This is a genomic window from Bradyrhizobium sp. CCBAU 21365 (assembly GCF_015291305.1).
In the GTDB taxonomy this organism is placed as follows: Bacteria; Pseudomonadota; Alphaproteobacteria; order Rhizobiales; family Xanthobacteraceae; genus Bradyrhizobium; species Bradyrhizobium elkanii.
In genome coordinates this window covers 7,878,868-7,904,049 of record NZ_CP030036.1, presented here as the reverse complement: position 1 = coordinate 7,904,049, position 25,182 = coordinate 7,878,868, and the positions used below count along the sequence as shown (strand labels likewise).

Here is a 25,182-nt window from a genome sequence, read left to right as displayed (position 1 = left end):
GAGGGCGGTTGCGCGGCCCATGGAGAGGGTCGCCGGACTGTTCCTGTCAGGGCCACCCTGTGGCCGAAACGGCGGTGAAGGCTCTCCAGCAACTGGCCTTCTCCCTGGCAACCCCAATCTGCTTCGCGCACCCCTGAAAAATCATCCGAAACGACGCCTCTGAGGCGTCAATCGACGCGCAGCGTTGTGCTTGCGCGATGCGATTGGCGTCGCAGTCGCCTAGCTAGGGAGACTAGTCTTCAGACTAGTCCTGCGAATGACTGTGCATGCCGACGCCGAGGAAGCATCTGAACGTGGTCCCGACACCTTTGACCAAGGTTCGGGGTCGGACACCTTTGACGAATCTCAATTCGACGAAAAAGCCGCGGAATTGGGCCTTGAACCCATGAAGGCCTACGTCCGCGTCGCCCGCGGGAAGAAGAAAATCTCCGACGCGGCTGAGGCCAAACAAAAGTACCGAGCCCGACGGAAGGCAGAAGGGTTCGAACAATACGTTGTCGAGGTGCCAAAGGAGGCTAAGGACGCCGTCTACGACGTCGCACAGGCGTTCGTCGCCGACAAGGATAACAGCAAAAATGTTCGCTCGACTATTCTGTCGGTCGTTTCAAGCGAAGCCCTGCTCGAGCTGATCCAACTCCTCGTCGAATCCGGGGTGGCCGCGTCGTCGATCATCGAACTGATCAAGCGCGGGGATTTGGCCAAGATGGCCGCGATCCGTGCGGCCCGTCCTGGGCTGCTTGACGACGTCGCCCGCCTAGCGAAGATCCATGACGACTTCCTCTCCGTTCTGGACTGCCTCGTCCGCCATGCGGGGGATATCTCGGACGCTTCCGCCAAGGGCTTGTTGGAGGCGGCCATCGCGGCGTCCGGCTGTCCCGAGGCTCTGCATTTCATCGAGGTTCGCCAGCGTGGTGGCCTCCGTGCTCGATTGCTGGGCTGGGCCCTTGGAGGTGTGCGCTAATAGGGAAGAAGTGTGGCCGCCCCAGGTTTTTTCGACGGCGTTGCTTTACCGGACCCCAGGGTAGGACTAGTCGTGAGACTAGTCCTACATCCAGTCAGACTAGTAGTAGGACTAGTCCTGCGGCTCCTGAGACTAGTGCTAGAGACTAGCCTGTTATGGTACTTCGCGATTCAATTTATGATCACGTCGTTCTTGACGCCAACATGGGTCGGCGCATTAGCTACTCAACCACTAGATCCGGCTTGAAAATCGATCGAGCGACGTGATCGCTCGAACCGCGATCTGGCCGTCTTCCCTCTGAAAAATCTCCTTTCGGAGATAGTCGAGCTCGGCTTCGGCGACGTCGGCGTCCGACGTATCGCCGGGGCTGCATTTGCGGAATGGAGACGTTTGTCTCGGGCGACGCGCGCGCGCGCGTTTTGAGGCCGTCTTTCCTTCAGCGGTTCTGCTCCAGCTCACCGCCGGCCGCGGTGTTCAGGGCAATCGTCTTTTACAAAAAAGATCGCTGGCCTGAAGTCCGATTCCATGATGCGCCTTTCCGGATCTCGCGGAGAGGCTTCCCACCCGATCACCCACTTTCTGAACCGCGCTCAGTATCCGATCCGAGTAGCGTTCGTAGGCGGTCAACTTGAAAAAAGAGATATCGGGATTCGGTTTTCTGTAGACGCGCTCCCGAAGGAAGGCGATCTCCGCCACGACGTCTTCTTCGCCAAGCTCGACGAACCAGCATTTCGGTCTTTTGGGCGAGCCGGGATGCCATCTGTACCCTCGTTGCTTAAGAACTTCCCGTGCGGCGAACGGGGCGTCGCCGGCCGATATGCGTGCGGTCGTCCTCCGCGCCGACGCGAGCAGCGTTGCGAACGCCGCCGAGCCGCTCCTCGGCAGCTTCCGTCGGAGGATCTCGACGCCGGCGTAGCAGTCGTCCGCGGCCCTGTGCGAATCGAAGTAGAACCCGAAGCCGGCGGCGATCTGTCCCAGCTTCGCTCCTTCGAACCCCTCCGCGGACCAGTCGATCTCCTTGAGCGAGCAGGCCCAGGGCTTGTCTCTGAAGACGGGCCAAAGTCGCTCGCAAAAGGTTCGGTCGAAAGCGCAGTTGTGCGCGACGACGACGGCGCACGCGCGTGCGGCGGCCTCGACGGTGGCGGCGTCGATCGACATGCCCTTCACAGCGGCGTCGGTAATGCCCGTAAGGCGCGACACGGCCTCGGGGATGGGAAACCCGGGATCGCGCAAGCCGGAGTAGGCTTGGCCGACCCAGACGATCTCGCCGTCGGCGCGGTAGCCGAACGGCACCATGGCGAGCTCGATGACGGTATCCTTGCCTGCGTCGAGCCCGGTCGTCTCCACGTCGACGAACAGCCCCCGCCGAAAGAGGTCGGCCGGCACCGGAGCGGGGGCGGGCTCCGCCAGCCGCCTCAGAACCCGAAACCGGCCCGAGGATTCAAGCAAGGCTGCGATCTCCTCCAAGTCGCGGTCGCCCATGTCGATCGGAAACTGCTGGCTCATGACCGAATCCTCGACCTTGCGAGGAGATCGGCGACGGCGAGCCCGTCGATGCGGCGCGCCTGCAGCAGGATCTTCACGATCCCTTCGAGAACGGGACGATGGGCTGTCAGCTTGGCGAGACAGCTCTCGGCCGCCTTCTGAAGTTCTTCGTGCGCCGCCCGTCTGACTTCGGGATAGCTCATGAGTTCCTCGGTGTCATCGAGCGATCCGAAGAACAGCAGCGGTACAGGACCGGCCAGCCCAAGCGAGCCGACCATGGCGGCGGCGGTCGTGGTCAGGAGGTGGATATCCGATCCTCTGCGACCGCCGGAGCCGTGCGAATGTTCGGACAGCAGCAAGCTCTCCGCGGTGCGTCCTGCGATCAGAGTTTCCAGCCGAAGACGATAGTCCGAGTAGGTACCTGCGAACGGCGGAGACTTGGTGCGCACCGTGGCGCCGCCGCGCTGGCCGACGGCCGCGATGTTGGCGAGTACGTTCTCCGGCGCGCCGAAATTGAGCACGTCCATGAGGATGTGGCCGGCTTCGTGGATCGCGACCCGCCGTTGCGTGTCGAAATCGCGGTCCTCCTCGGGCGAGACTACGGCGCGAAGGTCCGACAACATCAGATCTCGCGAGGCATGGCGCGCGATGCGCAGCGCATCCTTGACGATGCGTTCGACGTCGGCGCCGGTGCTGCCGAGCGACAGCATGCAAATCTCCTGCAGGTCGTCGTGGACGAGCCGCCCGCCGAGCCTGAAGCGATACATCTTTTCCAGATCGTTCAGGTCGGGCAGACCGATCCTGATGATGCGGTTGAGCCGACCCGAGCGGAGGATCGCGGGGTCGCATCTGCTGAGATCGTTCGACGCTCCAAGCAGTATCAGGCCCTCGCGGCTCGAGGTAGCGCCGTCGCGGCTGCTGGAAATACCGTCTAATTCGGAGATCAGCCCGTTCACGCACGCGGTAACGTAGTCGGCGTGAGAATGACTCGGACGCAATTTGGATCGATCGGCGAAAGAATCGCATTCGTCGATGAAGACGAGAACGGGCCGGGGTTTTGCCCTTGCGGACGCGAAGAAACTGGTCATCTCGCGCATAAAGTGGCCAAGGTGCCCGTCGCCTGCGCCCTGAAACTGGCTGTGCGAACAAGACGCCAGCTCGAGCTTGATGCCCTGCTCGGCGGCCGAGCGTTGCATGGCCATCGGGAGCGTGGTCTTGCCGACGCCGGGCGGTCCCTCCAGGCACGCGCCGGCGTCGATCGCCGACCAGGGCATACCGGCTTTCCACATTTTCAGATCCGCGATCACGGATTTTGCCCAGCGCACCGCCTCGCCCATGCCGTGCAGGTCGTCGAGCGAAATGTCCCGAACGGACGCCGGCACGCGCCTCAGGTCGACGAGGCGTTTGAGTTGGGCGAGGCATTCCTCCGGCGATCGGTCGAACCGGATGCCGATCGATAGATCGGTGGCGGTGAGCAAGCGTGCGGCATCGTCCTCCAGCAGTTCGCGACAAGGTTTGCCGGTGACCACCCGGATCGCCAGCGCGATGACTCGCGCATCGATGGACGGCAACACGAGCCTGATCGGGTCCGACTTCAACACCACGGCCGGCAGGTGCGATTCCGCATCGGGCGAGATCGCGACGAACGGAAGCCCCAGGCACAGAGCGGAGAGTGCCTGCTTCTCGAATTCGCCGGTGTCCTTGGTCTTGCGGGGCTGTGTCATGGCCAGGCTGACCATGTCGAAATCTTCCCGCCGGCCCAAGTTGCCGGTATCCATCACCCGTACGCCCTCCGGAAAGAGGACGTCCTGCCAGTTGCCGATCACGGCCTGCAGCAGGTCGCGCTCGGCGACGTCGATGGTGACCACCGGCGCCGCAAGCTTCAGCCGGTCGAGCACGTCTTTGCGGCCGTCGAACAGACGGGCGAGAAGGAGACGCGCGGCGACCTTGGCGGCGGTCACCGGGTACGAAGGACCGGGCTTGGGCCTCTCGGGCAACGTCTCCACCTCGTCGTCGTCGAGCATCTCGACGAAGCTGTGGCGGCTCAGTTGCGAGAACGTGTTGGAAGGCGCGTCGGACGCCTTCTTCCGGGCTTTGCCGGCCCTCTTCGGAGCCGCCCCACGCTGTTTCATCGCCTTTACGAAAGCGGCGCGCATCCTGAATTGCGCAGCGTCCCGCCAGTCGTCCCGATAGACCGCGAGCTCCAGCGGACCCATGCCCGCGACGTCCTTGGACGGCGTCGTGTCGCCGGAGGCGGCGAGGCCGTCCGACTCCACGGCGATCTTCGGCAGGGTAGGAGACATCGTCAGGTCATCACCTTGGGGTTCGGATGAGGTTGAAGTCGGTGTTGTGAGCCGACGTGGCTAACGACTCGTCGCTCAACGCCGGCGGCGTCCAAGTCACCGACGACGCGAACGGAGAGGCGCTGGTCGCAAGCCTTTGACGCTCAGGTGCCATGCCCCTTGCGGCGCGGCGCGGACCGCTTGAGGGACGACAGCATGTTCGCCACCACCCACGAGGTGGCGAGCTGCTTGCGAAGCCGGGCCGGGAGCGGCATCTGCCGAAGCTTGATGGAGAGCACGAGCGCCGCGGCGGGATCGTCGAAGGCGCAGGCCAGCAGAACCGTCATGGCGAAGTCGACCTTGATGCCGATGGTGTCGGGCGACTTGCAGTGGATCACCATGGCGATGGCGGCCGCGGTGTCGCCGGCGATCGCACGGCGCCACTCCGGAATCGTGGTGGTCGTACCGCGCACGAAGGCCTTCACCTCCGCCTTGGAGGAGTCGTCGAACTCCTCGGCGGGGACGGTCCGCCAATAGCGGAGCGCGGGCGGCCATGCTGGGCGCCGGTGCCGGCCGGGATCGCCGCGTTCGTTGTCGTCGTAGTTCTTCAGGTCAGCCTCCATCGATCGCGCAGTCGACTGCGCGTTCGTTGCGATAGATGATGTTGCGCGGATCTTTCTCCTTAAGATCCACGGCGGGCCATGCCATGCCTCGCCGGGCCACGCCCCGGCACGGGGAGCTATTTGACCACTTCCTCCACCTGGAAGCGGCCGAACTCAGGGGTGTAGTCGCCGAGGCCGTACAAGCCGGCCACGCGGTAGAACGCGACGATGTCTTCGCGGTCGAGCAGCGAGGTCAGGAACGTGCCGTGGATGACGGCGCTCCAGCCGTCGAACATGGGCCGCGTCCTGACGGTGAGCGAACCGGTCCTACGGATCCGGACGGTCGTGCGGTACCGGAACCGCTCATCCTTCCACAACTCCGGCGCGGTCTTGGGACCGTCGTAGTGCAGGAGGGCCGGGCCGTCCGCGCGGAAGGCGGCCTTGGTGGTGTTGCCCATCTTCGTCGGCTTGGCGCCGTCTACGCAGACGCTCTTGATCATGTTCGCCGGCAGGCACGGCGCGCCGTTGTGCAGGTACAGCGAACCGTGGAATTCCAGCTCCGCCACCCGCAGATGGTCGGCCTCGGTCCTCTCGCTTTTGCCGGTCACGGCCTCGATCTGCTTGGCCAAGGGGTCGAGAGGATCGCCCAGGCGCGAATTGCGCATCAGCATGGGGCCGATGCCGATGAGGCGAAGGGAAATGTGCTCGATGCTCATCAGGTGATCTCCAGGGGCGAGCGGTAGTCGAAGAGGGCGGGAGGCGGCGGCGCCGCCGGCGTGGGCGGCGGCGGCTTGAAGGGCGACCGCGCGTACTTGCGGAAGCGCTCCATGCCGGTGACGCCGAGGTGACAGGGATGGCAGAGGGTCGTCAGGTCCTCGGCGAGTTCGCAGCGGAAGTTCCGGTAGGTGCGGTGGTGGACCTCCAGCCTCGCCTCCCGGCGCGAGGCGAAGCACAGCCGGCACCGGTGTCCGGAAGCCTCGAGCTCGGCCAGGCGGGCCGGGCTGGTTTGCCAAGCCGCGCTACTGATGTAGCGTCCGTACACCGATCCGCGATCGGCGGATTCGGCAGGAGCCTCGGAGCAGATGGTGGAGATGGGCGTGTCGTCGGCGGAAATGGCCTGCGCAGGGGTGATCGGCTGCGGCTGGCCGTCGGTGTCGGGGAAGGTCATCAGAGTCCTCGTTCGGATGCGTTGACAGGACTCTAACACCAGTGGCGCACAAGTGCACCAGAAATGCACAATAATGGTTAACGGAAGGCAAATTGCGTCTGCGCGCGCCTGGCTGGAGATTTCTCAGGCTGAACTTGCGCTCGCATCCAAGGTGGCGAAGCGAACGATCGCGCACATCGAGAATGGCGGTCGCATTCCCCACGACCGTACTCTCAAGGCGCTCGTCGATTGTCTGCAGGAGATGGGCGTCGAGTTTCTGATGGACGAGCACAACACCGAGCGGGGCGTGGGCATTCGGGTGAGGGAGGCCAAGCTTCACCCGGTAATCCTCGAGAGCCGAGACGAGGCAACGTCATCGTAGCGGGCCTCTTTTGCGGTTTCGGGCCCACCGGGCCGATCTGCATTCCGTCCTATTCCTCACTCGGCGTGGCGGCCGCGTCTCTCGGCACCAGCAGACTAAGCGCCGTCTCGATTTGCGCGAGCAGCCGTTCGATCTCTTCGCGTTCGTTGTGGCCGGGATCGCGCTCCAGTCGCTCCAAGAGCGCCTGCTTGCGCGCAAGCAGCTTTGCCAAGGTTGACATCGCACCTCCCGCGTGTTGGCGGCTAAGACTTCCACCGCGCTACACCTTGGCCAATCCGAGCCTGGAACCCATGCAGCGCATCGAGCAGGCGGACGCGTTCTTTTGTCCGTAGAGAACCTCGTTGTTCTTGATCGACTTCCATCCCAGCCGGAGCCAACGCGCGATATTCGGTACTGTCCTAATTCGGACAGTCGCGGAGGGGAATTAGGACACCGGCTACCGTTTGACTACGAGCCAGAAGAGGATGATGGCAAGGGCCTCTGACGAAAGAGGCCGCCAACTGAGGCGGCCTTACCAGCCATTCCTTTGAGCCTGATTGGCAAGCTTCTGCCAGCGCTCTGCAGCTTCCAGAAGCGTTTCCTTAGCCGCTTGATCGTCTACGGCTTCGGCCAGTGCCTCGGCTTCTCGCGCTCTGCGACGATATTCTTCCACCTTGGGCGACGCCATGGGGTGAAAACTGCGCTGGGGCGTGATGGTTGCTAAATTAAAGTAGGACACTCAAGGATCTAACTTAGGACACTAGGGCTTAAATACGGACAGCACCCGATATTCTCATCAAACACGTGTGTGCCCGCGCGTTTGAGCGTGCCGATCCACTGCGCAATGATGACCAGATATTCCTTTGATTTGATCAGTCCCTGAATGTCGCCCGCGGGCAGGTCCGCGGCCGCGCCGTTCAAGGCCGCCAGGATGCGATCATCGCGCGATATCTTATGGACGAATTCATTCCAAGTATCCTTGTTGGTGCGACCGATGATCTTGTTGATCTCCCACTCGATCTGTTGCGGCAGGGTTCTGGCCCGCCCCTCCGCCGGAATCTTTCTGACCCCGATGACGCTTCTATGCAGCTTCGCTTCCGACCGAAGTGCGGACTGCTCCACCGCCCACTTCCGTCGGATCTCTGAATCCCAGCTAGTCCGCCGCTGCGCGGCGACAACTTGACTGAACCAAACCATCACCGCGGCGGAACCCGCGGCACGATTCTCGGTCCGGACGCGGCGCCCGCCGCCCCAGATCATCTGGGCATTCGCATTGTTATATCGGCTCACGGCCCAGGTTGCCGAAGAGGAATCGCTGAGCCTCCAGCCGTCCACTCTCGGCAAACGCCTCGCGCGGCGTCGTGGCATGCGTCAAATGGAAATCATGGTAGGATGGACCCATGCTGCCGAGAAACAAATCGGCATAGCGGACGAGCGGGATGGAGCGTCCGTTCCTCTTGCGCTTTCCCTGCATCGGCAGAGCTAGCAGTTTGTGCTCTCCGACAGACGTTGCACCGAACATGGCCTCGCCCTGGTCGGCCACCATTCTGGCCCACAGATGCGCGTTAGCCCTGAATGCCGCGAAATTTCTTTCGACGACCTTGAAGGTGTCGAAGCGCCCGCGACCGGCGGTTGTTCGCCCTTCAACGTCGGTCGCATACCCCCGATTCAGGAATAGCCGCTCGAAACGAGGGCCCCGCGAAATGCTGACCTTGCTCAGTCGATCAGGTTGCAAAGCACGCATTGTACCATGCGGCCTCGATATAGACGCTGGGACTTGATACGACGGTGATGGAAGCGCGAGGGGCATCCGGCATCAAGCGCCGGCGGCGAATTCACATGAAGCGCGACCGGCAGCGGCTGGCTGCCCCTTCCGGCGGGCTTCATCTTTCCCACGAAATCACCTCGATGGGTGCAAATCGCCTTGAAGCCAGCGGCCAAGGGCCTTGGACTTCATGGGGTCTTCATAAGCAGCAAGGGTCTCAAAGACCTGATTGCAGACAGCGCATTTGAACGTATGCAAGTCGACGTCCCTGGCGGGGTCTGGCTCGATGCTGACGAGCATCATCGCGGCGTAGCACTTCGGACAGGCGGGGCGCTCAAATGGAGCCGGAAGAACGGCGGACGACAGGTGCTGAGATTGGGCCATGGGTGCTTCCCCACAAATAGGCGGGAGCACAAAACTCTCGGTCACCGGTAATGCCGAGGTTGCGGGACCGGTGATGGTGCAACTATGCGCCCCAGGGAAGTCAAACGCGAGCTAATTCGAGCCCTGGCACCAGCCGCTGGCGGGCTTTTCACGGGGGCACCGTGGCGCGCGCGAGCTACTGCGCGTCATGGGTGCGGAAAAGCAGAAGCGCGGGTCGCACAGAATGAGCGACTGCCAGCAGCTGGCTGCTCACGCAAGGCGGCGAAAGGCGAAACTGAACAGGAAGTCCCGCTAACTGAATCAGCTTTATCTGGATCGTCCCGGCCTAGGCGCCGGGCGCTGGTTTGCTTTGGAGATTTGCGTTCGAGTCTCTTGTGCTTCCTTGGCCAATCTCAGTTCCTTGAGGCGCGCCATGTTTTCGCGAATATCAACGGCATTTTTTGCCTCTTCTTGCAAGACCACCTCGCGATGCGCGACCGCAAGGCGCTCTCGGTTCGCTTTGGCAGCGCGATGAAGTTCCCGATCGTCACTCATCCTATGGTCTCCGGCCTCGACATGCGGCTTGGAACGGTTAGCGGACCTCATTAGGCGCTCGGTTGAGGGCAGGAAGGCGCCCGCTTAGGGCTTTGCAAACCCGTCCGATGGTTTCACGGGCGTATCTCAATGTCGCGCCCATTGGTGCCTCAGTCCCAGCAGCGTTCTCTAGGGCCACCGGCATCATCCGCCTTCTGTTCGGCGCGGGCGGCCTAATTCGCGCAAGGAAGGCTCCTCTTCCGGAGCAGTCGACGGGTTGATCGTCTGGGCTGTGGTGGCGACCCTGCAACGATCAGCGCCACGAACAATCTCTTCATGGCTCATAGCACGTGCCGGCTGAGAAGTCTGACTTTGTTTCGTCGTCGCCTCATGGGAGTGAACGATTCAATTCAACTCTGCGGGTACGGCGAGGGCGACGACCGCCAACGGAGGCAGCCTCAATGCTGCGGGGTCCCTATTTCGATAGATCAGGGAGGCGCAGAACAGTTGCTTGGTTGTGGAGCGAACCTCAATCGCCATTCGGGACGTTCGTGGAAGCTGCTCCGGACTTCGAATTCGAGCCAACGACTCGCATCACTCGATGACCTCGTCGCTTTGTGCAAGAAGCATCGCCCGGCACTCCGAGGCGGAGAGCCCTGCAAATTCGATCTCGCTGCTGTTCCTCGACGTTTTAGCGCTCGCTATTCCCAGGACGTAAGCGTAGAGTTGCTCATCACCGCCCATCCTGCGGCTTTCACCGGTGACTGAGGGTAACGAACGCTCCCGCCGAAAGAAAGGAAGAGGAGCGTGGATGTCTCGATCTCGTTTGGCAGCCGACTGGATCGTGTCGCCGGTGATCTTCCTGCTGTTTCCTGTGCTCCTGGTATTTGCAGCGGTTGTCCCGCGTGGATAGCGCAACACGAATGCAATACCTGGTTGGCGGCCACAATGGAGCCGGCCGCGTCAATCTGAGTCGCGACACGGTGGCTGCCGCCTTGAAGAAGGCGCGGGAGCTCTTGCAGGAAGGCTATATGGACGTGCGGATCTGCACGCCGCGAGGCCGGATCCTGCTGCCTGACGAGTTCGACAAGCTCGAAGCCTGAGGGAACAGCTGTGCTGCCGCGCCAGAGCAAACGGCGGGCAGACGGTTTTCGCCTCGGCAGAAAGAAAACGTTGCGGGATGATCGGCGTGAATGTTGTGCGGAAAGGCAGCTGGACAAAGAGACGGCGACCTTAGTCGAGGAGCGCGCTGTCGACGCGTCGCTGCCGCTTTGCAACAGCAACTCGGATTTTGCGGCAACGCCGCCGTGTCTGTTCTGGTCGACTATCGAGTTTGATCGTAATGGATGGCTGCGCCTATGAAAGGCCGGACATGTTCAAGTCTAAACAATATCGTGCAGAAGCGGCCAAATACGGCGAACGGGTCAAGGGTTCGACCGATCTGGATGAAGGCCGCAAACTTCAGGAACTGCAGGACCGCCTCGTCTCGCTTGCTGATAACGAGCAGAGACTGGCGGACGACTACCACGACGCAGTTCATGTCATAGGCCCGGACCAATCTCGCGGCGCGGCCCTTGCAAGCGAAGAGGAACGCGTTCTGCGGTGTCTTGGCGCGGCTGTCATCATGCAATGGAACGCTCTGCCGACGACGTTGCAGCGGGAGATCTTCGACACCGCTGGATCGGTCGGCAAGTTGCTGGAGACGGCGGAGCTTCGTGGGCAGATCGCGCGATTTCTGCACAAGCACAAGAATGACGCGAACGGCAACGAACATTGATGAAGGCACGCCCGTCTTTATGAACGCGCAAAGGTTGTTATCGGATGCCGGAGTAGCCACCTGATGGAGGACACGATCGGATCGCGGTGACAGCGCGCGTCGCGAGCGCGACGTTTTTTTAGCCACGCCAGATCTTACCGACCGCACCGACCAACAGCAGTCGCTTCGAGATGCGCGTCAAGGGTAAGGACAATCCATGACCATCGAACATGCCTCGGTGCAGGTTGCGCGCAAACCATGGGGGGTCGCAGACATCCGACCATGGAGCTGCATCGACGTTTCGGGCGACCCCGTCGGGGAGTTGTGGTTCGAGCGCATCGATAAAGATGCACCAGGCTCCGCCCTGCTGCTCAAGCTCCTGTTTACCAGCCAACCTCTGTCGATCCAGGTCCACCCCAACGATGAATTCGCGCACGCCATCGATCTGCCGAACGGGAAGACCGAGGCATGGTACATCCTGTCAGCAGCGCCGGGCGCGCGGGTAGCGCTGGGACTGACGCGGCGCCTCACGCCGCAGGCGTTGCGCGCAGCGATCAGGGACGGCTCGATCGCCGGTCTCGTGCAATGGCGCCCTGTTGCGAAGGGCGACTTCATCTGCGTCCCCGGCGGCACAATCCACGCCATCGGCGCCGGTATCGTGCTCGCCGAGATTCAGCAACGCAGCGATACGACATTCCGCCTGTTCGACTTTGGCAGGCACCGCGAGCTGCACGAAGACGACGCGGTGGCCGCTTCCGACGCCGGGCCATCCCAGGCTCAATCCGCTCCGCGGCGTCTCACGGACGCACGAAGAATTCTCGTCGCGAGCCCACAATTCGTGCTCGAGCGGGTCGATTTCCAGGCCAATTCGCAGTGGGCGCTCGATGCCGACCGGGAAACCTGGATGCTCGTGATCGAGGGGAAGGCGCGCATCGGGCATACGGATGCGACCGTCGGTGACGCGATCTTCATTGAGGCCGACAGCGCCGGCATCGCGATTGGCCTGGACGGAATGAGCGGCCTGGTCGCCTATCCGGGACCGGATCCCATGGTTTCGCTGCTGCAGGACTGCACCGGACGAGCGACCAAGTCTCCCGATGCATCCACCGGCACGGGCTCCAGGAAATCGGGCAAGATCATCGAGGCACAGACATGACGTCGCTCCGCCGCATCGCCCTTATCGGCAACTCGCTGCCTCGCCGTTGCGGAATCGCAACCTTCACGACGGACCTGCAGAGAGCGATATCGGCGTCACGCCCTGATCTGGAAACCTGCATCGTGGCGATGACCGATCGCGGCCAGGCCTACGACTATCCGCCGGCGGTCGCTTTCCAGATCAAGGACGACAATGTCGAAGACTACCTGCGTGCAGCGGATTTCCTGAATGCCGGCCGGTTCGATACCGTGTGCCTGCAGCACGAATTCGGCATTTTCGGCGGCGAAGCCGGCGCCCATATCCTCCCGCTGCTGGCGCGCCTGACCATGCCGGTCGTGACGACGCTTCATACCGTATTGGCCAACCCGTCAGCCAAGCAACGCGCGGTCATGGAGCGCATCGTCGATGCGTCGTCGAAGGTGGTGGTGATGGCTAACAAGGCCCGCGAGCTACTGGGCAGCGTCTACCTCGTGCCGGACGACAAGATCGAGGTGATCGCTCACGGCATTCCCGATGTCGCCTTTGCCGGGCCCGATGCGGCGAAGGCCAGGCTCGGATTTGACGGCAAGTCGGTCATTCTGACGTTCGGGCTGCTGTCCCCCAACAAAGGCGTCGAAGTCATGATCGATGCAATGCCCTCGATTCTGAAACACCGCGCGAATGCGGTGTATGTCGTGCTCGGCGCAACGCACCCCAATCTGGTTCGAGACCAGGGCGAAGCCTATCGCGAAAGTCTGATGGCGCGGGTCCGCGAGCTGGGCGTCGAGGACCACGTGGTGTTCCTCGACCGGTTCGTGGACCAGGCCACGCTGCTCGAATTCATCTCTATGTGCGACGTCTATGTCACGCCCTATCTCAATGAGGCCCAGATGACCTCTGGAACCTTGGCTTACAGTTTTGGGCTCGGGAAGGCGGTGGTGTCGACGCCCTACTGGCACGCACGCGAGCTGCTTACTGACGGATGCGGAGTTCTGGTACCATTCGGCGATGCGGCGGCGATCGGCGGTGAGATCGCCAAACTGCTCACCGACGACGCGCGCCGGCAAGAGATGGGCCAACGCGCATACGCCATGAGCCGGATGATGACGTGGGAACGCACGGCCGAGCGTTACATGTCCGCCTTCGAGGCCGCGCGGCAGGGTCATCGGCTCAAGGTCTTTGCGCGTCCCGATTCCGGCGCGCCGGAACCACGCGGCCCCGCTGCGCCCGACATGCAGATCGGCCATTTCATGACGATGTGCGACGACATCGGCTTGTTCCAGCACGCGGTTCAGTCGGTGCCGGATCGCTCGCACGGCTATTGCGTCGATGACAATGCCCGGGCGTTACTCTTGGCCTGCGCCCTCAACAATCCCGGCGAACAGGCGTTGCCGGAAATCCTGACGACCCGCTTTGCAGCATTCGTGCAGCATGCGTGGAATCCCGACATCAGGCGATTTCGCAACTTCATGGGCTTCAACCGAACCTGGCTCGAGGACAGAGGCTCGGAAGACAGTCACGGGCGGACGCTATGGGCATTGGGCGAGGCGGCGCGCGGAGACGCAAGCCCGTCGCGGCGCAGGTGGGCCACCGATTTGTTCGCCCAGGCTTTGTCGACGGCCGAGAGCTTCAGCTCGCCCCGCGCGTGGGCGTTCATGCTGCTAGGTCTGGACGCTTATTGCACTGTTGCTCCGGATGATCTCCACGCAAGGGAAGTCCGGCACGCGCTTGCTGACAGGTTGATGTCCTGTCTGGCGTCGGTAGAGACGCCGGACTGGGTGTGGTTCGAGGAAGGGCTCGCTTACGACAACGCGCGATTGCCGCAAGCCTTGATACTGACAGGGATGACGACTCAAACGCCGCAATACCGCGATGCGGGATTGCGCTCATTGCGCTGGCTGATGACGCAGCAGACGAGCGTGGCAGGTCATTTCCGGCCGGTGGGCACCGGCAGCTTCGGCGAACAGCGGCAACATCCCCGCGCCTTCGATCAGCAACCCGTGGAAGCCACGGCAACGATCGCTGCCTGCCTGACGGCGTGGCGTGCGGACGGCGATGCCGAGTGGAAAACCATGGCCATGCGCGCCTTCGGCTGGTTTCTGGGCAGCAATGATCTGTCCGTGGCACTGGTCGATCCGCACACCGGGAGCTGCCGCGATGGATTGCATCCCGATCGCGCCAACGAAAACCGTGGAGGCGAGTCGGTCGTCTGCTATTTGCTTGGACTTGCGGAGATTCGTCAGCTCGCGCGCGTCAACACCAGCCTGAACAAGCCCACGGCCTTACGCGCCGTGGGTGTTTGAATTTCCCTTTCATCCAGCGACCTGAGGATACCGTGTCACAAGCTACCTTCCTGAACCGGCAGGCGCTTCATCTGCGTCCCGATCCCGCGCGAGTTATCGTGCGGCCATTCAAGCCGGCGACTGAACCGCGCGATCTCAACCCCACCGACAAGATGCGCGCAAATCATATCGTCGAGCGAGTTCTCGCACTCGATCAGGAAGCCGTTGCCGCTCAGCTCGCGGACGTGCTGGACAATTTCAAGGGGCGACATCGCAACCTGTTGGAAAGATTCGAGGCCCGCGCGGACGAAATGGAGGACGCTTTCGCGACGCATGGCGTCTTCTCAAAGAAGCAGCGCCAGCTGGTCGGCGCCTATTTCCTCAATGAGTATTCATTCGAAGCCTCTGCCTTGTTCAATCCGAGCATCGTGGCGCACCCCGATCAATCGGGAGCGCCGAAGGGCGGCGTGCGCTTCATCCTCAGTCTCCGTGCCATAGGCGAAGGGCATGTATCGTCACTGACGTTTCGAACCGGGACCATCGCGGCTGACGGCAGTCTGGCTGTTGATCCGACGGCTCGGCTCGCGTCGATTCCGAGGATTTGCCATCGCATATCGGGGCCGGACGGCGAGCGTGTCGAGCTGATTTTCAAGCCCGAAGAAGACCTGACCGAGCGCGTCATCTTTCCCGTCACAGAATCCCAATCGAACGGCATAGAGGACGCGCGCTTTGTCGAATTCAGCGACGGCGATCGAAAGACGTATTACGCGACCTATACCGCTTACAGCGGTCGAGCCATCCGCTCCGAATTAATCGAGACCAGTGATTTCATGTCGTTTCGACTGACGCCCCTGCGAGGGGCTGCGGCTCGGAACAAGGGCATGGCGCTGTTCCCGCGCAAGATCGGCGGCCAGCATGCCATGATCGCGAGGCAGGACAATGAGAACCTGTATCTAATCTATTCAGACGACCTCCACACGTGGGATGGCGGTCAAGCCATTTTGAAACCGCAGTTTCCCTGGGAGTTCGTCCAGATCGGCAATTGCGGGTCGCCGATCGAACTCGATGAGGGTTGGCTGCTGCTGACGCACGGTGTCGGCCCGGTCCGCAAATACTCGATCGGTGCGGCGCTGCTCGACAAGCACGACCCATCCAAGGTGCTGGCACGTTCGCGCGAGCCGCTATTGCGGCCTGAACCATCCGAGCGTGAAGGATACGTCCCTAACGTCGTTTATACGTGCGGCGGGATGCGGCACAATAACCAGATCATCCTGCCATATGCCGTGTCCGACACATTCTCAAATTTCGCAACGATCGAGATTTCCGAGCTCATGAACGCGATGAAATGGTAGGGGGCGGCCAGCTGATCTCAGGAGCATACATCCAATTCAATAGCTGCTTTTGTTCCCGGGCTACTCCTGCGCCTTGACGCCAGGCCGCACGCTTATCCGTGCGAGCTCGCGACGCTCGTCCTCTGTCAACTGCCAATCCTCGCACTGGCTGCAAAGCTGCGCGAAAACGTCGTGCAATTGGCTTCGGGCGACCCTGACGATCTCCGTATCGTCGAATTCGCAAGACTTCAGGAAAATTGGCAAGGTAAAACTGGTCTGACGGCTTCCGAAACGAAACGTCAGGCGAATGTCCTCGCCACGTTCATTCGGCAGAATCATCTCGATGCGTGCGATCGTAATCTCGAACATATTCATGCGCATCTCCTTGTCGCCCACCTTTCCGACTTGGTCTCGCGCGGGAGCGAAGCGTTCTGGCTGCTCTCCGGCATGCGCGAGCCGCGCGGTCAATTGGAATTGCGGCTTGAACCTGGTGTGCTTCGTGTTGCGGTTGCTGTGGCATGGTGGGCGACGCCTTGGCGTCGTCCACGGGAAGCGGCATGTCCGCAGCGTCCCGGGCTCAGGCCTTTCGGGCATATTGCCGGGTTAGGCGCAGGCGCTGGCCGCAGAGGTCGAGCCGATGGGCATTGTGCGAGGCCCCCTCATGCAGTCTCCCGGAAGTGCCGGCCACTCTGGAACGCGGACCTGATCTCCGTCTTCAAGGCTCCGCGTTGCGCCGGCCGCTACTATACGAAGATCTCAAGGTTCCTCACCTTGCCAGGCGATCTTTGCTCATGATCAGCGTAACGACCAGCCCCTCTTCCGACCAGTCGAATGCGATAGAGCCACCGAGCTGGGCCGCCATGCTCCGCTGCACCAATTTGCTTCCGAAGCCATTGAGCATTGCGGGGGCCTTGAGAGGCGGGCCGCCCCGCTCGGTCCAGGTCACGACGACTTCGTCGCCATGGGCATTGCACGACACGTCCAAGGTGCCGCTTGCCAGCGACAGCGAACCGTATTTCGCCGAGTTCGTTGCCAGTTCGTGCAGCACAAGAGCGAGCGTTGTACTCGACATCTCGCCGACATTCATCTTCGGCACCGAAACGCGAATGCGGACGCTCGCCTCCCTTTCGTCGTAAGGCGCGAGCAAGATGGAGACGAGGTCACCAAGAAGCGCTCCTTCGCTCTTCTTTCCCGGTATGGGGCGAATGAGATCCTGTGCACGTCCCAAGGCCATCAGCCGATTTGTTAGCTCGTGGGCCATGTCTTCTTTGGTTGCGGCCGAACGCGATGTAAATTGAGTAAGCGCGGTCGCGATAGTCAGAAGGTTCTTCACGCGATGGCTCATCTCACCGGCCAGCAACTCGTTCGCTTCTTCGGCTTGCTTGCGTTGGGTAACATCGAGGAAGATGCCAAACATGGTTCGATCGGCGATGTCCGCATCGTCGCCTTGCCCGCGCGCGGAGATCCAACGGATGTCGCCGTCGAACAAGATGCGAAAGTCAATCTCGTAAGCGCCTACTATTGCGCGAGTAGCGGCAAACGCAGACCTGACTCGTTCCAGATCGGCAGGATGGATGTTCCTGGACAAGATCTCGAATGTGATGTGTTTTTCACTCTTCGGAACGTCCCACAGGTCGTAGGCGCGTTCGTCCATCGTAATAGCGTCCGTATCCACGTTCCAGGCCCACAAGGCCACGCCGGCGGCGTCGGTCGCAGCACGCAAGTGCTTTTCATTCCAAACCGGCATCGATATCTTATCGGACGACATCCGCTTTGCTTCCATCTTGTACACCGATAACGGCTGAGGGGCGCGGTGGTGCCAGGCAGCGCATGTGAGCGGAAGAACGAGGCTTGGCGGAATCAATTTCCGTGATCGGCCCGCGCCGGCCGGCCTGCGCACTCCGACATACGCGCCGCGAGCGGATAGGAATGAGCCTTGCCTTAGTCGGCGTCCGTGATCCTGCCCTTGCCTTTGCATGACTGGCATTTCGCTGGGTAGATCTTTCGGCCCGGTTCCACCGGCTGCATCGTCGGAGCGAAGCCCGTTCCGCTGCATCCAGGGCAGGTATGCTCTTTGATCTTTAGCGTCATATCGACCTTTCAGGTTCCGCGGATCTGCGGCCAACAATTTCATTACAGATCGCGCGCTTCCATGATCGATCACGCTTCAGCGGTCCGTCCTGCTTCTCGCGCTCCTGCGCCAAGCCAAACAAGAGCGGCCCGAGTTCGGCACTGGTCGAGATCTCGGGCCGCCCGAACGGCGCGGGGGCGGCCCGCGACGCCCGGCGTCATCCGATCACATCCAGCTCGCGGTCGCTGTGCAATTTTGCTCACTCTTCGACGCGCCACTTGTTGGTCCCCACCTGCTCACGCGCCCTGATGCCGGGCACGCGAGGTAAGACCGGTCTGAGGTGCCTTCGAATTGAAACGTCGGCCGACCGTCCTCGCCGTGTTCGTTCGGCGGAATCGTCTCGATGCGTGATCTGTATGCTGAATGCATTCAGCGCATCACCTTGCTTGATCGACCTTGAAGCGACTTCCCTCGGCTTGATCTCGATCTCGATCGCGCTCGGCAGCGATGCTGCCGCGATCATACCAAATGACAACCATACTGGATCGCGATCAGCATCGCAGCGATCCAGCGAGAGGGCGAATGCCAAAGACCGGCGAGGGGGCCGACGTGCCCGACCTCCAAATGGCGATGCCACGCATCTGCAGTCGATCAATCGACCGGTCGCGCGCCGGTCAGTCCTTCCGGCCCAGCTCCGACTTCTCAATCAGAACGGCGTTCAGGAGCGAGCTATGGACCTCGATTTTTCCATTGTAGCTGATGAAGCCAAGCCTGCGGAATTTATTCATGAAGAAACTAACCCGCGATCGGGTCGCGCCGATCATTTCGGCAAGTGTTTCCTGACTGATCTTGACCCCAATAGGCTGCGGGCTGGTTTCCTTGCCGAAATTCGCGAGCAGAAGCAACAGCCGCGCCAGACGTTTTTCGCTGGAGTTGAATAGTTGGTCGATCAGATCTTCTTCGATTCGGCTATTGCGCGTGAGCAGGTACGCCATGAACAATTGGGAGAACTTGGGCCTGCCTTCGAGCGCTGAAATCATTGCCAGTTTCGATATTCTAGTGATGATGCTGTCTTCCATTGCCGTAGTCGTCGCGATACGCAATGGCTGGCCGTTGAGACAACCTTCACCAAAGAATTGTCCCGGCTCCAACATCCCGACGACGGCTTCCTTGCCCTGGTCGGAAACGACCGTGAGCTTGATCTTTCCTTTTTGAATGTAGAAAACCGCGTCCGCGACATCTCCCTGCACGAACACGTTCTGACCCTTGCCAAGCTTTGAGATCGATTTTCCTGCCCCAACCTTGGCGAGGAAGGTCTTGGGATCAAACTTGTCCTTCGCGGGCTTGGCCAAATGGACGCTCTCATTCCCTAGGTGTAGTGCCCCGTAATATTAGCAGAATGTCCGCTTCGTGGAAGGCGCAGCGCGGGAGAGCGGGAACGGAAATCACATCAGGGAATTCCGGCCCGCAAGGGGGGGCCAGGTATGGACATCCCGAAATACTGCGCAGATCGCGTCCTGCGCAGGTTCGCCGGCTATCCGCGTTGCTCCACCGCTTTTTCGCGGCCGAGCGATTCGGCACAAGCCCGTGCAACGGCCGAGTTTGGCTCGGTGCTTCCCGGCATCGTGGCCCAACCTCCCTTTTCGACGAACTTGCCTTGTTCCGATACATAGGTCGCCTTCTTCATTTCGGTCAGGTTCGCCGAGGCATCAGCGGTCTGTCGAAACTTTTCAACGCAGATGGGTGTGAGAGCTGCGACGACGGCCGTCGCAGCGCGGCTTGCAGCGAGGGTCTCTGCGGACCCACCGGTCACCCAGCCGCCCCAGCTGAAGCCAACGATCGCCAGGGCCATCGCCCCAGCCACAGCACCCCACAGAACGGAGCGCGCGGTCGCCTTTGTCTCCCGGGAGATGTCCATGATGTCGCCTTTGACTGAGAGGATCGAGATAGCTTGAGGAAGCCAAGCATGTCGATCGCTGGGCGGCTGTACCAAATTGCTCATTCAGCCTGCGTGGAGACCATTCGGACAAATTTGGATGGACACATTGCCGCACGACGTCACCCTAGACGAAGCTTTCCACAAATCGGCTGGATCGCATGCCCTGCGATGCTCAGACCTGTACGACCCTAGCTACATTCCCACGCAGTTGGGCGGCGAGTGCCAGCGGTCCACGCATTCTGTTCCTTTTTGAACAGCCAGCGCTGTCTACGCGTGCTCTGTTCTTTGATTGCCTGACTTGGACTCATACTTCCGATCGGCCCGGCCCTCGTGGCCGGGCTTTTCGTTCCGGTCCATGGATGTCTCTGTTAGCGTAGAACGGTCATCAGTCTGAGTCTGAGCAAAATCACAGCGGCCGTGCCCTCCACCGGCCGCCGCGAGAGAAAGCGAGGCCGCCAATTGGCGGCCTCATCGACAAGTTCTAACCGCCGGGCTCTTCCTTGTGATCATGCGGAGTGCCGCGATTTTTGTCGGTCTGCTCCGCATCCCCCGGCGTTTTCCCTGCCATATTTCCAGGGTTGAAATGGTACTTGCCATCGGGGTTCTCGCCAGGCTGCTTCTCATTCGGGTTCTTCTTGTTAGTCATTGGACCAGTCACTCTTTGGGGAGAGTAACAATGTTGAACGGGACCGAGGTCTCTATGTTCCCAAAGCTGCGATTGACCGCGTGGAACGAAAGCTCGCTCGTCCCCGTTGAGCATCAGCTGCAACATTTCTCATTGGCGTGAGGCGTCGTGCAGACCACTTGAGGTGTTGCACATGGCTTTTTCGCAAACACGTTCTTCCGCATTCCTATCCGACTGTCTGGCCGCCTTCAGGCGATATCCCGCCATCGCCGCGTTTGCTGGGGCCGCTACCCTTGTGGCGGCGACGGCGATCGCGAACCGGCATCTTGCCGATAAAGCGCAGCGTGATAACCCGCCACGGGGTCGGTTCATCGACGTCGACGGGGTTCGGCTGCACTATGTGGAGCGCGGCAATGGCCGGCCGCTGGTTCTCTTCCACGGCAATGGCAGCATGATCCAGGATTTCGAGTCGAGCGGCCTGATCGATCTGGCAGCCGAGAATTACAGGGTCATCGTCTTCGACCGACCCGGATTCGGGCATAGCCTGCGGCCGCGAAATGTGGTTTGGACGCCGGAGGCACAGGCGGACCTGTTCAGGAAGGCATTTGATGGGCTGGGCGTTCAGCGAGCCATCGTACTCGGGCATTCGTGGGGGGCGTCGGTCGCGGTCGCGCTGGCGATAAGGCATCCTTCCTTCGTCGAAGCGCTGGTGCTGGCATCGGGATACTATTTTCCGACCGCGCGAGCCGACGCAGTGGCCTCATCTCTACCCGCCACACCCGCGCTTGGCGATATCATCAGCTACACCGTCTCACCGATCCTGGGTCGATTGATGTGGCCGGCAATGTTGCGCAAGGTGTTTGGCCCGCAACCAGTCCCCGGCAAATTCGCCGGCTTTCCGAAGGAAATGGCCGTCCGGCCATCACAGCTCCGCGCCAGTGCGGCGGAATCGACGTTGATGGTTCCCGCTGCATTTGCTTCTTCGAAGACCTACGGCGAACTCGACATGCCGACGATCATACTTGCGGGCGAGGATGATCGTTTGATCGATATCGATGAGCAATCGGCCAGGCTGCATGACGAGGTCAAGCAGAGCAAGCTGCACCGCATTGCCGGAGCCGGACATATGATCCAGCAATCTGCCACGCGAGATCTAATGGCGGCTATCGACGAAGCCGCTGCCGAGACCCTGCACTAGTCCGTCGGATGCGGCGATGCGCTGGCGCGTACCGCTCGTCATGACCGCGCAGGGATACCTGGCTGCCGGCAGGACAGATTTGCGTGGAGGATGGAGGAGACCCTTGGTTTCGCTTTCGATGTTGCCGCAGGAGCCCCTCTCGTCGCCAGGGCAGGACGCCGGCGCGTCGGAATCGGAGGCCTTGCCAACGCAGGCGGTCGACAATGTCGAGATGCCTCTGCCGTCCAGTCCGCAGACGTTCTTTCTCGGTAGCCTGTTGACACTGGCCGTCCTGGCGGCCGTATACGTGGCAAGCTCGATCATATTGCCCGTGGTGCTCGCCTTCGTGTTGCAACTCATTCTGCAACCTGCTGTGGATCTTCTCGAGCGTATCGGCCTACCCCGTGCCGTCGGCGCGCTCTTGGCGATCCTGCTGGTCGTGGGAGCGCTCGTGGGCTTCGTGGCAGCCTTGTCAGTACCCGCCGCGTCGTGGGCGGAGAAGTTGCCGGACGGCTTACCGCGCCTGGAAACTCATCTGGTCGTCCTGAAGCGCCCGATCGAAGCGCTGCAAAAGGTTGTCCAGCAGGCGGAGCACGTCGCGGACTCTCCCGGGAAAAAGGAGCCCACCGTTTCGGTTCGCCGCGATCTCGGTCTGACCGGCGTGCTCTTTGCCGGAACGCGCGCCGTGCTCGACGGCCTGTTCACGACGGTTCTGGTGCTCTATTTCCTTCTGGTCGCAGGCGACATTTTTCTGCGACGCATCGTCGAGGTGCTGCCGAATTTTGCCGACAAGAGGCAGGCCGTGGACATCTTCCAGCAGATCGAAGCGGACATATCGGCCTATCTGCTCACAATCACGGCCATGAATGCTGCGGTGGGAATTGCGACGGCGGTTGCGATGTACCTCTGCGGGCTTGGAGATCCCTTGTTGTGGGGAGCCGCTGCCTTCCTGCTCAATTACGTTCCAATTCTCGGGCCGTTGTTGGGAACCATCATCTTCCTGCTGGCCGGAATGTTGAGTTTCGACAGCTTGTGGTGGGCCTTGCTGCCGGCGATTCTTTACTTCTGCATCCACCTCGCCGAGGGCGAGACCCTGACTCCCATGCTGCTTGCGCGACGCTTCACCCTGAACCCCGTGCTGATCATCCTGTCGCTGGTGTTCTGGTTCTGGATGTGGGGGGTGCCCGGCGCGATCCTGGCCGTTCCAATGCTGGCCATCCTGAAGATCGTCAGCGATCGCGTCCGTCCGCTAAAGGCTTTGGGGCACGTCCTCGAAGGATAATCGCAGCGTCTTGGTGATGGATTGAGGACGTACCGCCGGCGGGGCACGGCCAGTGCTGGCAGGCTACGAAAGAGGCATAGAGAAGGTGAAGCGGGTTCCAGCGGAGTTCGATGCGACGGTCAAAGCGCCCCCATGGGCCTTTGCGATCTGAGAGGCGATGTAGAGCCCCAATCCAAGCCCCTGCTTGCTCGCACGAGCTTTGCCGCGGAAGAACGGTTCGAACAACTTCTCCATCACCGTTTCCGGAATCGCCTCACCCGCATTGGCTACCCAGAGTTCGAACGATCCCTTTCGCGTCTCGGCGTGAACGACGACGGGTTTGTCGGTTGCCCCGTGCGTCACCGCGTTGCCGAGAAGGTTGGAGAGGAGTTGGCCGATGCGGATGCGATCGCAGTTCACCGGCTCGTGGATGGCAAATTCGGTCTCGATGACCCGGCCGGGTGAGGCCAGTCTCAGTTCGTCGACCACCTGGGCAAGGGCAGGTTCGAGCGGCGCTCTTGCATCGCGTTCCAGGGTAATGCCGCCGCCCAGCCGACCGCGCGCGAAGTCGAGAACGTTGTCGATCATCGAGGCCATTCGCATGACCGTGGTCTGCATCATGGCGATGATCTGGTGTTCCTTTTCGCTATGGACGGTTCGGTCGAGAATTCTCGCGCCGGCGCTAATGGAGGCGAGAGGATTGCGAAGATCGTGACCGAGCACGGCGATGAACTGTTCGCGCAACTCGGAGGTTTCGTGCTCGAGCCGCAGCAGTTCTTGCGTCGCCTTCTCGGCGCCAATCGCCAATTCTCGGTCGGCCAGAAGCTCGTGCTCGTAGCGCCGCCGATCCGTCGCCTTGATCAGGGCTAGACGGATGAGCAGCAGCCTTCCTTCCGGATCGCGGCGCTCGTTCGCGTTGGCGATCATCTGCAGCGGCGTACCGGCGGCGGTTAACACGTCGATGGCGAATTCGTCGAAGGATCCCTGCATTCGGAGCAGCGGCGCGATATGGGTTTCGTAATAGATACGGCCCGGCATGGTCAGGAAATCGCTGAAGCGCTTCCCGGTCATCCGTGGCGCCGTATGTCCGCTCCATTCCAGGAAGGTGAGGTTGACGTACTCGATCCGGCCGTTCGGCTGCAGGGTGACGTAACCGCACGGCGCGTTGTCGATCATGTCCTTGAACTGGGGATCGGAGGCGCGCACTAGACAAAAGGTCGCATCGCCGCGATGACCTCTTCCGGCGCGCTCAGATTTGGGCAATGCCCGGTCGCGTCCAGGACGATCATCCGGCTGTTGGGAATATTGCGGGCGACAAACTCGCCGACCTCCGGAGGGGCGATAATATCCTCGCTACACTGGAGAACGAGCGTCGGAAGGGAGACCTCCGCGAGGTCTTCGCGGTTGTCGGAGGTGAAGGTCACCCGGGCGAACGCTTTGGCGATTTCGGGATCGGTGCTGCAGAAGTTATTGGTTAGCTCCTGACCCAATTCCGGTCGGTCGGGATTGCCCATGATCATCGGCGCCATCTGCATCGACCAACCCATGTGGTTCGAGTCGAGAAACCTGAGCAATTCCTCGATCTGCTGAGCGCTGAACCCACCAACGTATCCGTCGTCGTCGATGTAACGGGGTGACGGACCGATGAGTACAAGCTTGCCGAACATCCCGGGGGCTTGTCGGGCGGCCAGCACGCCGATCATGCTGCTGACGGAATGTCCTACGAAGGCGGAATCCTTCAATCCGAGCTCCGTGCCGATTTCGACCACGTCTTTGGCGTAGCCGGACAGGGTCGAATATTTGGCGCTGTCGTAGGCCGAGAGGTCGGAGCCGCCGGCACCGACGTGGTCGAACACAACGGTCATGAAATCCTTTTCGAACGCGGGAGCCACAAAGCGCCACATGTTCTGGTCGCACCCGAAGCCGTGTGCGAAGATCATCGTCCGGTGGCCGGCGCCGCGAACGCGAACGTTATTTCGTTTGATTGTGCCTGCCATCAGGACTCCCCGTATCGCCCTTTATCGTGCAGTTCCTCTAACGTCGCCGGGCCGCGGTCCGGTTTGCGAGGCCTGAATGCAGTGGAGATGCCCGGTCCTGCGAGCCGA

28 protein-coding genes are annotated in these 25,182 nt (G+C 61.4%); 10 read left to right on the top strand and 18 right to left on the bottom strand.

Features of this window, described 5'->3' with window-relative positions; all coding sequences use genetic code 11:
* Window positions 1-256 precede the first annotated feature (256 nt).
* On the top strand, window positions 257-961 hold the full coding sequence (locus XI02_RS37170) for a hypothetical protein (protein WP_244981002.1): 705 nt from the start codon (window positions 257-259) through the stop codon (window positions 959-961).
* 474 nt (window positions 962-1,435) lie between these two features.
* On the opposite strand, the gene XI02_RS37165 is transcribed toward XI02_RS37170, so the two are convergent.
* The 5 genes from XI02_RS37165 to XI02_RS37145 form a co-directional block, all read right to left on the bottom strand.
* Complete coding sequence (locus XI02_RS37165) at window positions 1,436-2,467, bottom strand: 3'-5' exonuclease (RefSeq protein ID WP_197971356.1); 1,032 nt, start codon at window positions 2,465-2,467, stop codon at window positions 1,436-1,438.
* Complete coding sequence (locus tag XI02_RS37160; protein ID WP_172646904.1) at window positions 2,464-4,722, bottom strand: AAA family ATPase; 2,259 nt, start codon at window positions 4,720-4,722, stop codon at window positions 2,464-2,466. The genes XI02_RS37165 and XI02_RS37160 overlap by 4 nt, the downstream gene beginning before the upstream one ends.
* A gap of 170 nt (window positions 4,723-4,892) precedes the next feature.
* On the bottom strand, window positions 4,893-5,351 hold the full coding sequence (locus tag XI02_RS37155; RefSeq protein ID WP_172646905.1) for a hypothetical protein: 459 nt from the start codon (window positions 5,349-5,351) through the stop codon (window positions 4,893-4,895).
* Between the two features lie 116 nt (window positions 5,352-5,467).
* Window positions 5,468-6,046, bottom strand: a complete 579-nt coding sequence (locus tag XI02_RS37150) for a hypothetical protein (RefSeq protein WP_172646906.1) — start codon at window positions 6,044-6,046, stop codon at window positions 5,468-5,470.
* Window positions 6,046-6,498, bottom strand: a complete 453-nt coding sequence (locus XI02_RS37145; protein ID WP_172646907.1) for a hypothetical protein — start codon at window positions 6,496-6,498, stop codon at window positions 6,046-6,048. Before XI02_RS37145 ends, XI02_RS37150 begins: the two co-directional genes overlap by 1 nt.
* Before the next feature lie 73 nt (window positions 6,499-6,571).
* Here XI02_RS37145 and XI02_RS37140 point away from each other — a divergent pair, with 73 nt between their 5' ends.
* Window positions 6,572-6,859, top strand: a complete 288-nt coding sequence (locus XI02_RS37140; protein WP_172646908.1) for a helix-turn-helix transcriptional regulator — start codon at window positions 6,572-6,574, stop codon at window positions 6,857-6,859.
* A 49-nt stretch (window positions 6,860-6,908) separates the two neighbouring features.
* Here the strand turns inward: XI02_RS37140 and XI02_RS37135 are convergent, their stop codons facing one another.
* The 6 genes from XI02_RS37135 to XI02_RS37110 all read right to left on the bottom strand — a co-directional run bounded on the left by XI02_RS37135 (window position 6,909) and on the right by XI02_RS37110 (window position 9,521).
* Window positions 6,909-7,070 (bottom strand): hypothetical protein, encoded by a 162-nt coding sequence (locus tag XI02_RS37135; RefSeq protein WP_172645831.1) that lies wholly within the window; start codon window positions 7,068-7,070, stop codon window positions 6,909-6,911.
* A 300-nt stretch (window positions 7,071-7,370) separates the two neighbouring features.
* Window positions 7,371-7,577 (bottom strand): hypothetical protein, encoded by a 207-nt coding sequence (locus tag XI02_RS37130; protein ID WP_172646909.1) that lies wholly within the window; start codon window positions 7,575-7,577, stop codon window positions 7,371-7,373.
* An 8-nt stretch (window positions 7,578-7,585) separates the two neighbouring features.
* Window positions 7,586-8,098, bottom strand: a complete 513-nt coding sequence (locus XI02_RS37125) for a hypothetical protein (RefSeq protein ID WP_172646910.1) — start codon at window positions 8,096-8,098, stop codon at window positions 7,586-7,588.
* Between the two features lie 16 nt (window positions 8,099-8,114).
* Window positions 8,115-8,582 (bottom strand): hypothetical protein, encoded by a 468-nt coding sequence (locus XI02_RS37120; RefSeq protein WP_172646911.1) that lies wholly within the window; start codon window positions 8,580-8,582, stop codon window positions 8,115-8,117.
* A gap of 156 nt (window positions 8,583-8,738) precedes the next feature.
* A complete protein-coding gene (locus XI02_RS37115) occupies window positions 8,739-8,987 on the bottom strand; it encodes a hypothetical protein (protein WP_172646912.1) in 249 nt (82 codons plus the stop codon).
* A 306-nt stretch (window positions 8,988-9,293) separates the two neighbouring features.
* Window positions 9,294-9,521, bottom strand: a complete 228-nt coding sequence (locus XI02_RS37110; protein ID WP_172646913.1) for a transcriptional regulator — start codon at window positions 9,519-9,521, stop codon at window positions 9,294-9,296.
* Window positions 9,522-10,423: 902 nt separating this feature from the next.
* Here XI02_RS37110 and XI02_RS37105 point away from each other — a divergent pair.
* From XI02_RS37105 to XI02_RS37080, 6 genes are all read left to right on the top strand, one after another.
* Entirely contained in the window at window positions 10,424-10,603 is a 180-nt protein-coding gene (locus XI02_RS37105) for a hypothetical protein (RefSeq protein ID WP_172646914.1), read from the top strand.
* A 10-nt stretch (window positions 10,604-10,613) separates the two neighbouring features.
* Window positions 10,614-10,862, top strand: coding sequence for a hypothetical protein (locus XI02_RS37100; RefSeq protein ID WP_162136847.1), 249 nt, complete (start codon window positions 10,614-10,616; stop codon window positions 10,860-10,862).
* The gene (locus tag XI02_RS37095) at window positions 10,843-11,277 is read left to right on the top strand and encodes a hypothetical protein (RefSeq protein ID WP_014493202.1); all 435 of its coding nucleotides are present in this window, start codon (window positions 10,843-10,845) and stop codon (window positions 11,275-11,277) included. Before XI02_RS37100 ends, XI02_RS37095 begins: the two co-directional genes overlap by 20 nt.
* Window positions 11,278-11,473: 196 nt before the next feature.
* A complete protein-coding gene (locus tag XI02_RS37090) occupies window positions 11,474-12,412 on the top strand; it encodes a class I mannose-6-phosphate isomerase (protein ID WP_038959692.1) in 939 nt (312 codons plus the stop codon).
* Window positions 12,409-14,694, top strand: a complete 2,286-nt coding sequence (locus XI02_RS37085; protein WP_172646915.1) for a glycosyltransferase family 4 protein — start codon at window positions 12,409-12,411, stop codon at window positions 14,692-14,694. The genes XI02_RS37090 and XI02_RS37085 overlap by 4 nt, the downstream gene beginning before the upstream one ends.
* A gap of 32 nt (window positions 14,695-14,726) precedes the next feature.
* Window positions 14,727-16,025, top strand: coding sequence for a glycoside hydrolase family 130 protein (locus XI02_RS37080; RefSeq protein WP_172646916.1), 1,299 nt, complete (start codon window positions 14,727-14,729; stop codon window positions 16,023-16,025).
* Window positions 16,026-16,085: 60 nt separating this feature from the next.
* On the opposite strand, the gene XI02_RS37075 is transcribed toward XI02_RS37080, so the two are convergent.
* From XI02_RS37075 to XI02_RS37055, 5 genes are all read right to left on the bottom strand, one after another.
* On the bottom strand, window positions 16,086-16,379 hold the full coding sequence (locus XI02_RS37075) for a hypothetical protein (RefSeq protein WP_244981003.1): 294 nt from the start codon (window positions 16,377-16,379) through the stop codon (window positions 16,086-16,088).
* Window positions 16,380-16,770: 391 nt separating this feature from the next.
* Entirely contained in the window at window positions 16,771-17,772 is a 1,002-nt protein-coding gene (locus tag XI02_RS37070; RefSeq protein ID WP_172646917.1) for a sensor histidine kinase, read from the bottom strand.
* Between the two features lie 977 nt (window positions 17,773-18,749).
* A complete protein-coding gene (locus XI02_RS37065) occupies window positions 18,750-19,427 on the bottom strand; it encodes a Crp/Fnr family transcriptional regulator (protein WP_038959688.1) in 678 nt (225 codons plus the stop codon).
* 182 nt (window positions 19,428-19,609) lie between these two features.
* Window positions 19,610-20,077 carry a hypothetical protein gene (locus tag XI02_RS37060; protein WP_225895067.1) on the bottom strand — a complete coding sequence of 156 codons (468 nt, stop codon included), beginning with the start codon at window positions 20,075-20,077 and terminating at the stop codon, window positions 19,610-19,612.
* 418 nt (window positions 20,078-20,495) lie between these two features.
* The gene (locus tag XI02_RS37055; RefSeq protein WP_168388416.1) at window positions 20,496-20,660 is read right to left on the bottom strand and encodes a hypothetical protein; all 165 of its coding nucleotides are present in this window, start codon (window positions 20,658-20,660) and stop codon (window positions 20,496-20,498) included.
* A 172-nt stretch (window positions 20,661-20,832) separates the two neighbouring features.
* Between XI02_RS37055 and XI02_RS37050 the strand changes: the two genes are divergently transcribed.
* Both XI02_RS37050 and XI02_RS37045 read left to right on the top strand, forming a co-directional pair.
* Window positions 20,833-21,837 (top strand): alpha/beta fold hydrolase, encoded by a 1,005-nt coding sequence (locus XI02_RS37050; RefSeq protein WP_244981004.1) that lies wholly within the window; start codon window positions 20,833-20,835, stop codon window positions 21,835-21,837.
* Window positions 21,838-21,940: 103 nt separating this feature from the next.
* Window positions 21,941-23,098, top strand: coding sequence for an AI-2E family transporter (locus XI02_RS37045; protein WP_244981005.1), 1,158 nt, complete (start codon window positions 21,941-21,943; stop codon window positions 23,096-23,098).
* A gap of 63 nt (window positions 23,099-23,161) precedes the next feature.
* On the opposite strand, the gene XI02_RS37040 is transcribed toward XI02_RS37045, so the two are convergent.
* Together XI02_RS37040 and XI02_RS37035 are read right to left on the bottom strand one after the other, a co-directional pair.
* Entirely contained in the window at window positions 23,162-24,253 is a 1,092-nt protein-coding gene (locus XI02_RS37040) for a PAS domain-containing sensor histidine kinase (protein ID WP_245164226.1), read from the bottom strand.
* Between the two features lie 29 nt (window positions 24,254-24,282).
* The gene (locus XI02_RS37035) at window positions 24,283-25,074 is read right to left on the bottom strand and encodes an alpha/beta fold hydrolase (RefSeq protein WP_172646919.1); all 792 of its coding nucleotides are present in this window, start codon (window positions 25,072-25,074) and stop codon (window positions 24,283-24,285) included.
* Window positions 25,075-25,182: the final 108 nt, after the last annotated feature.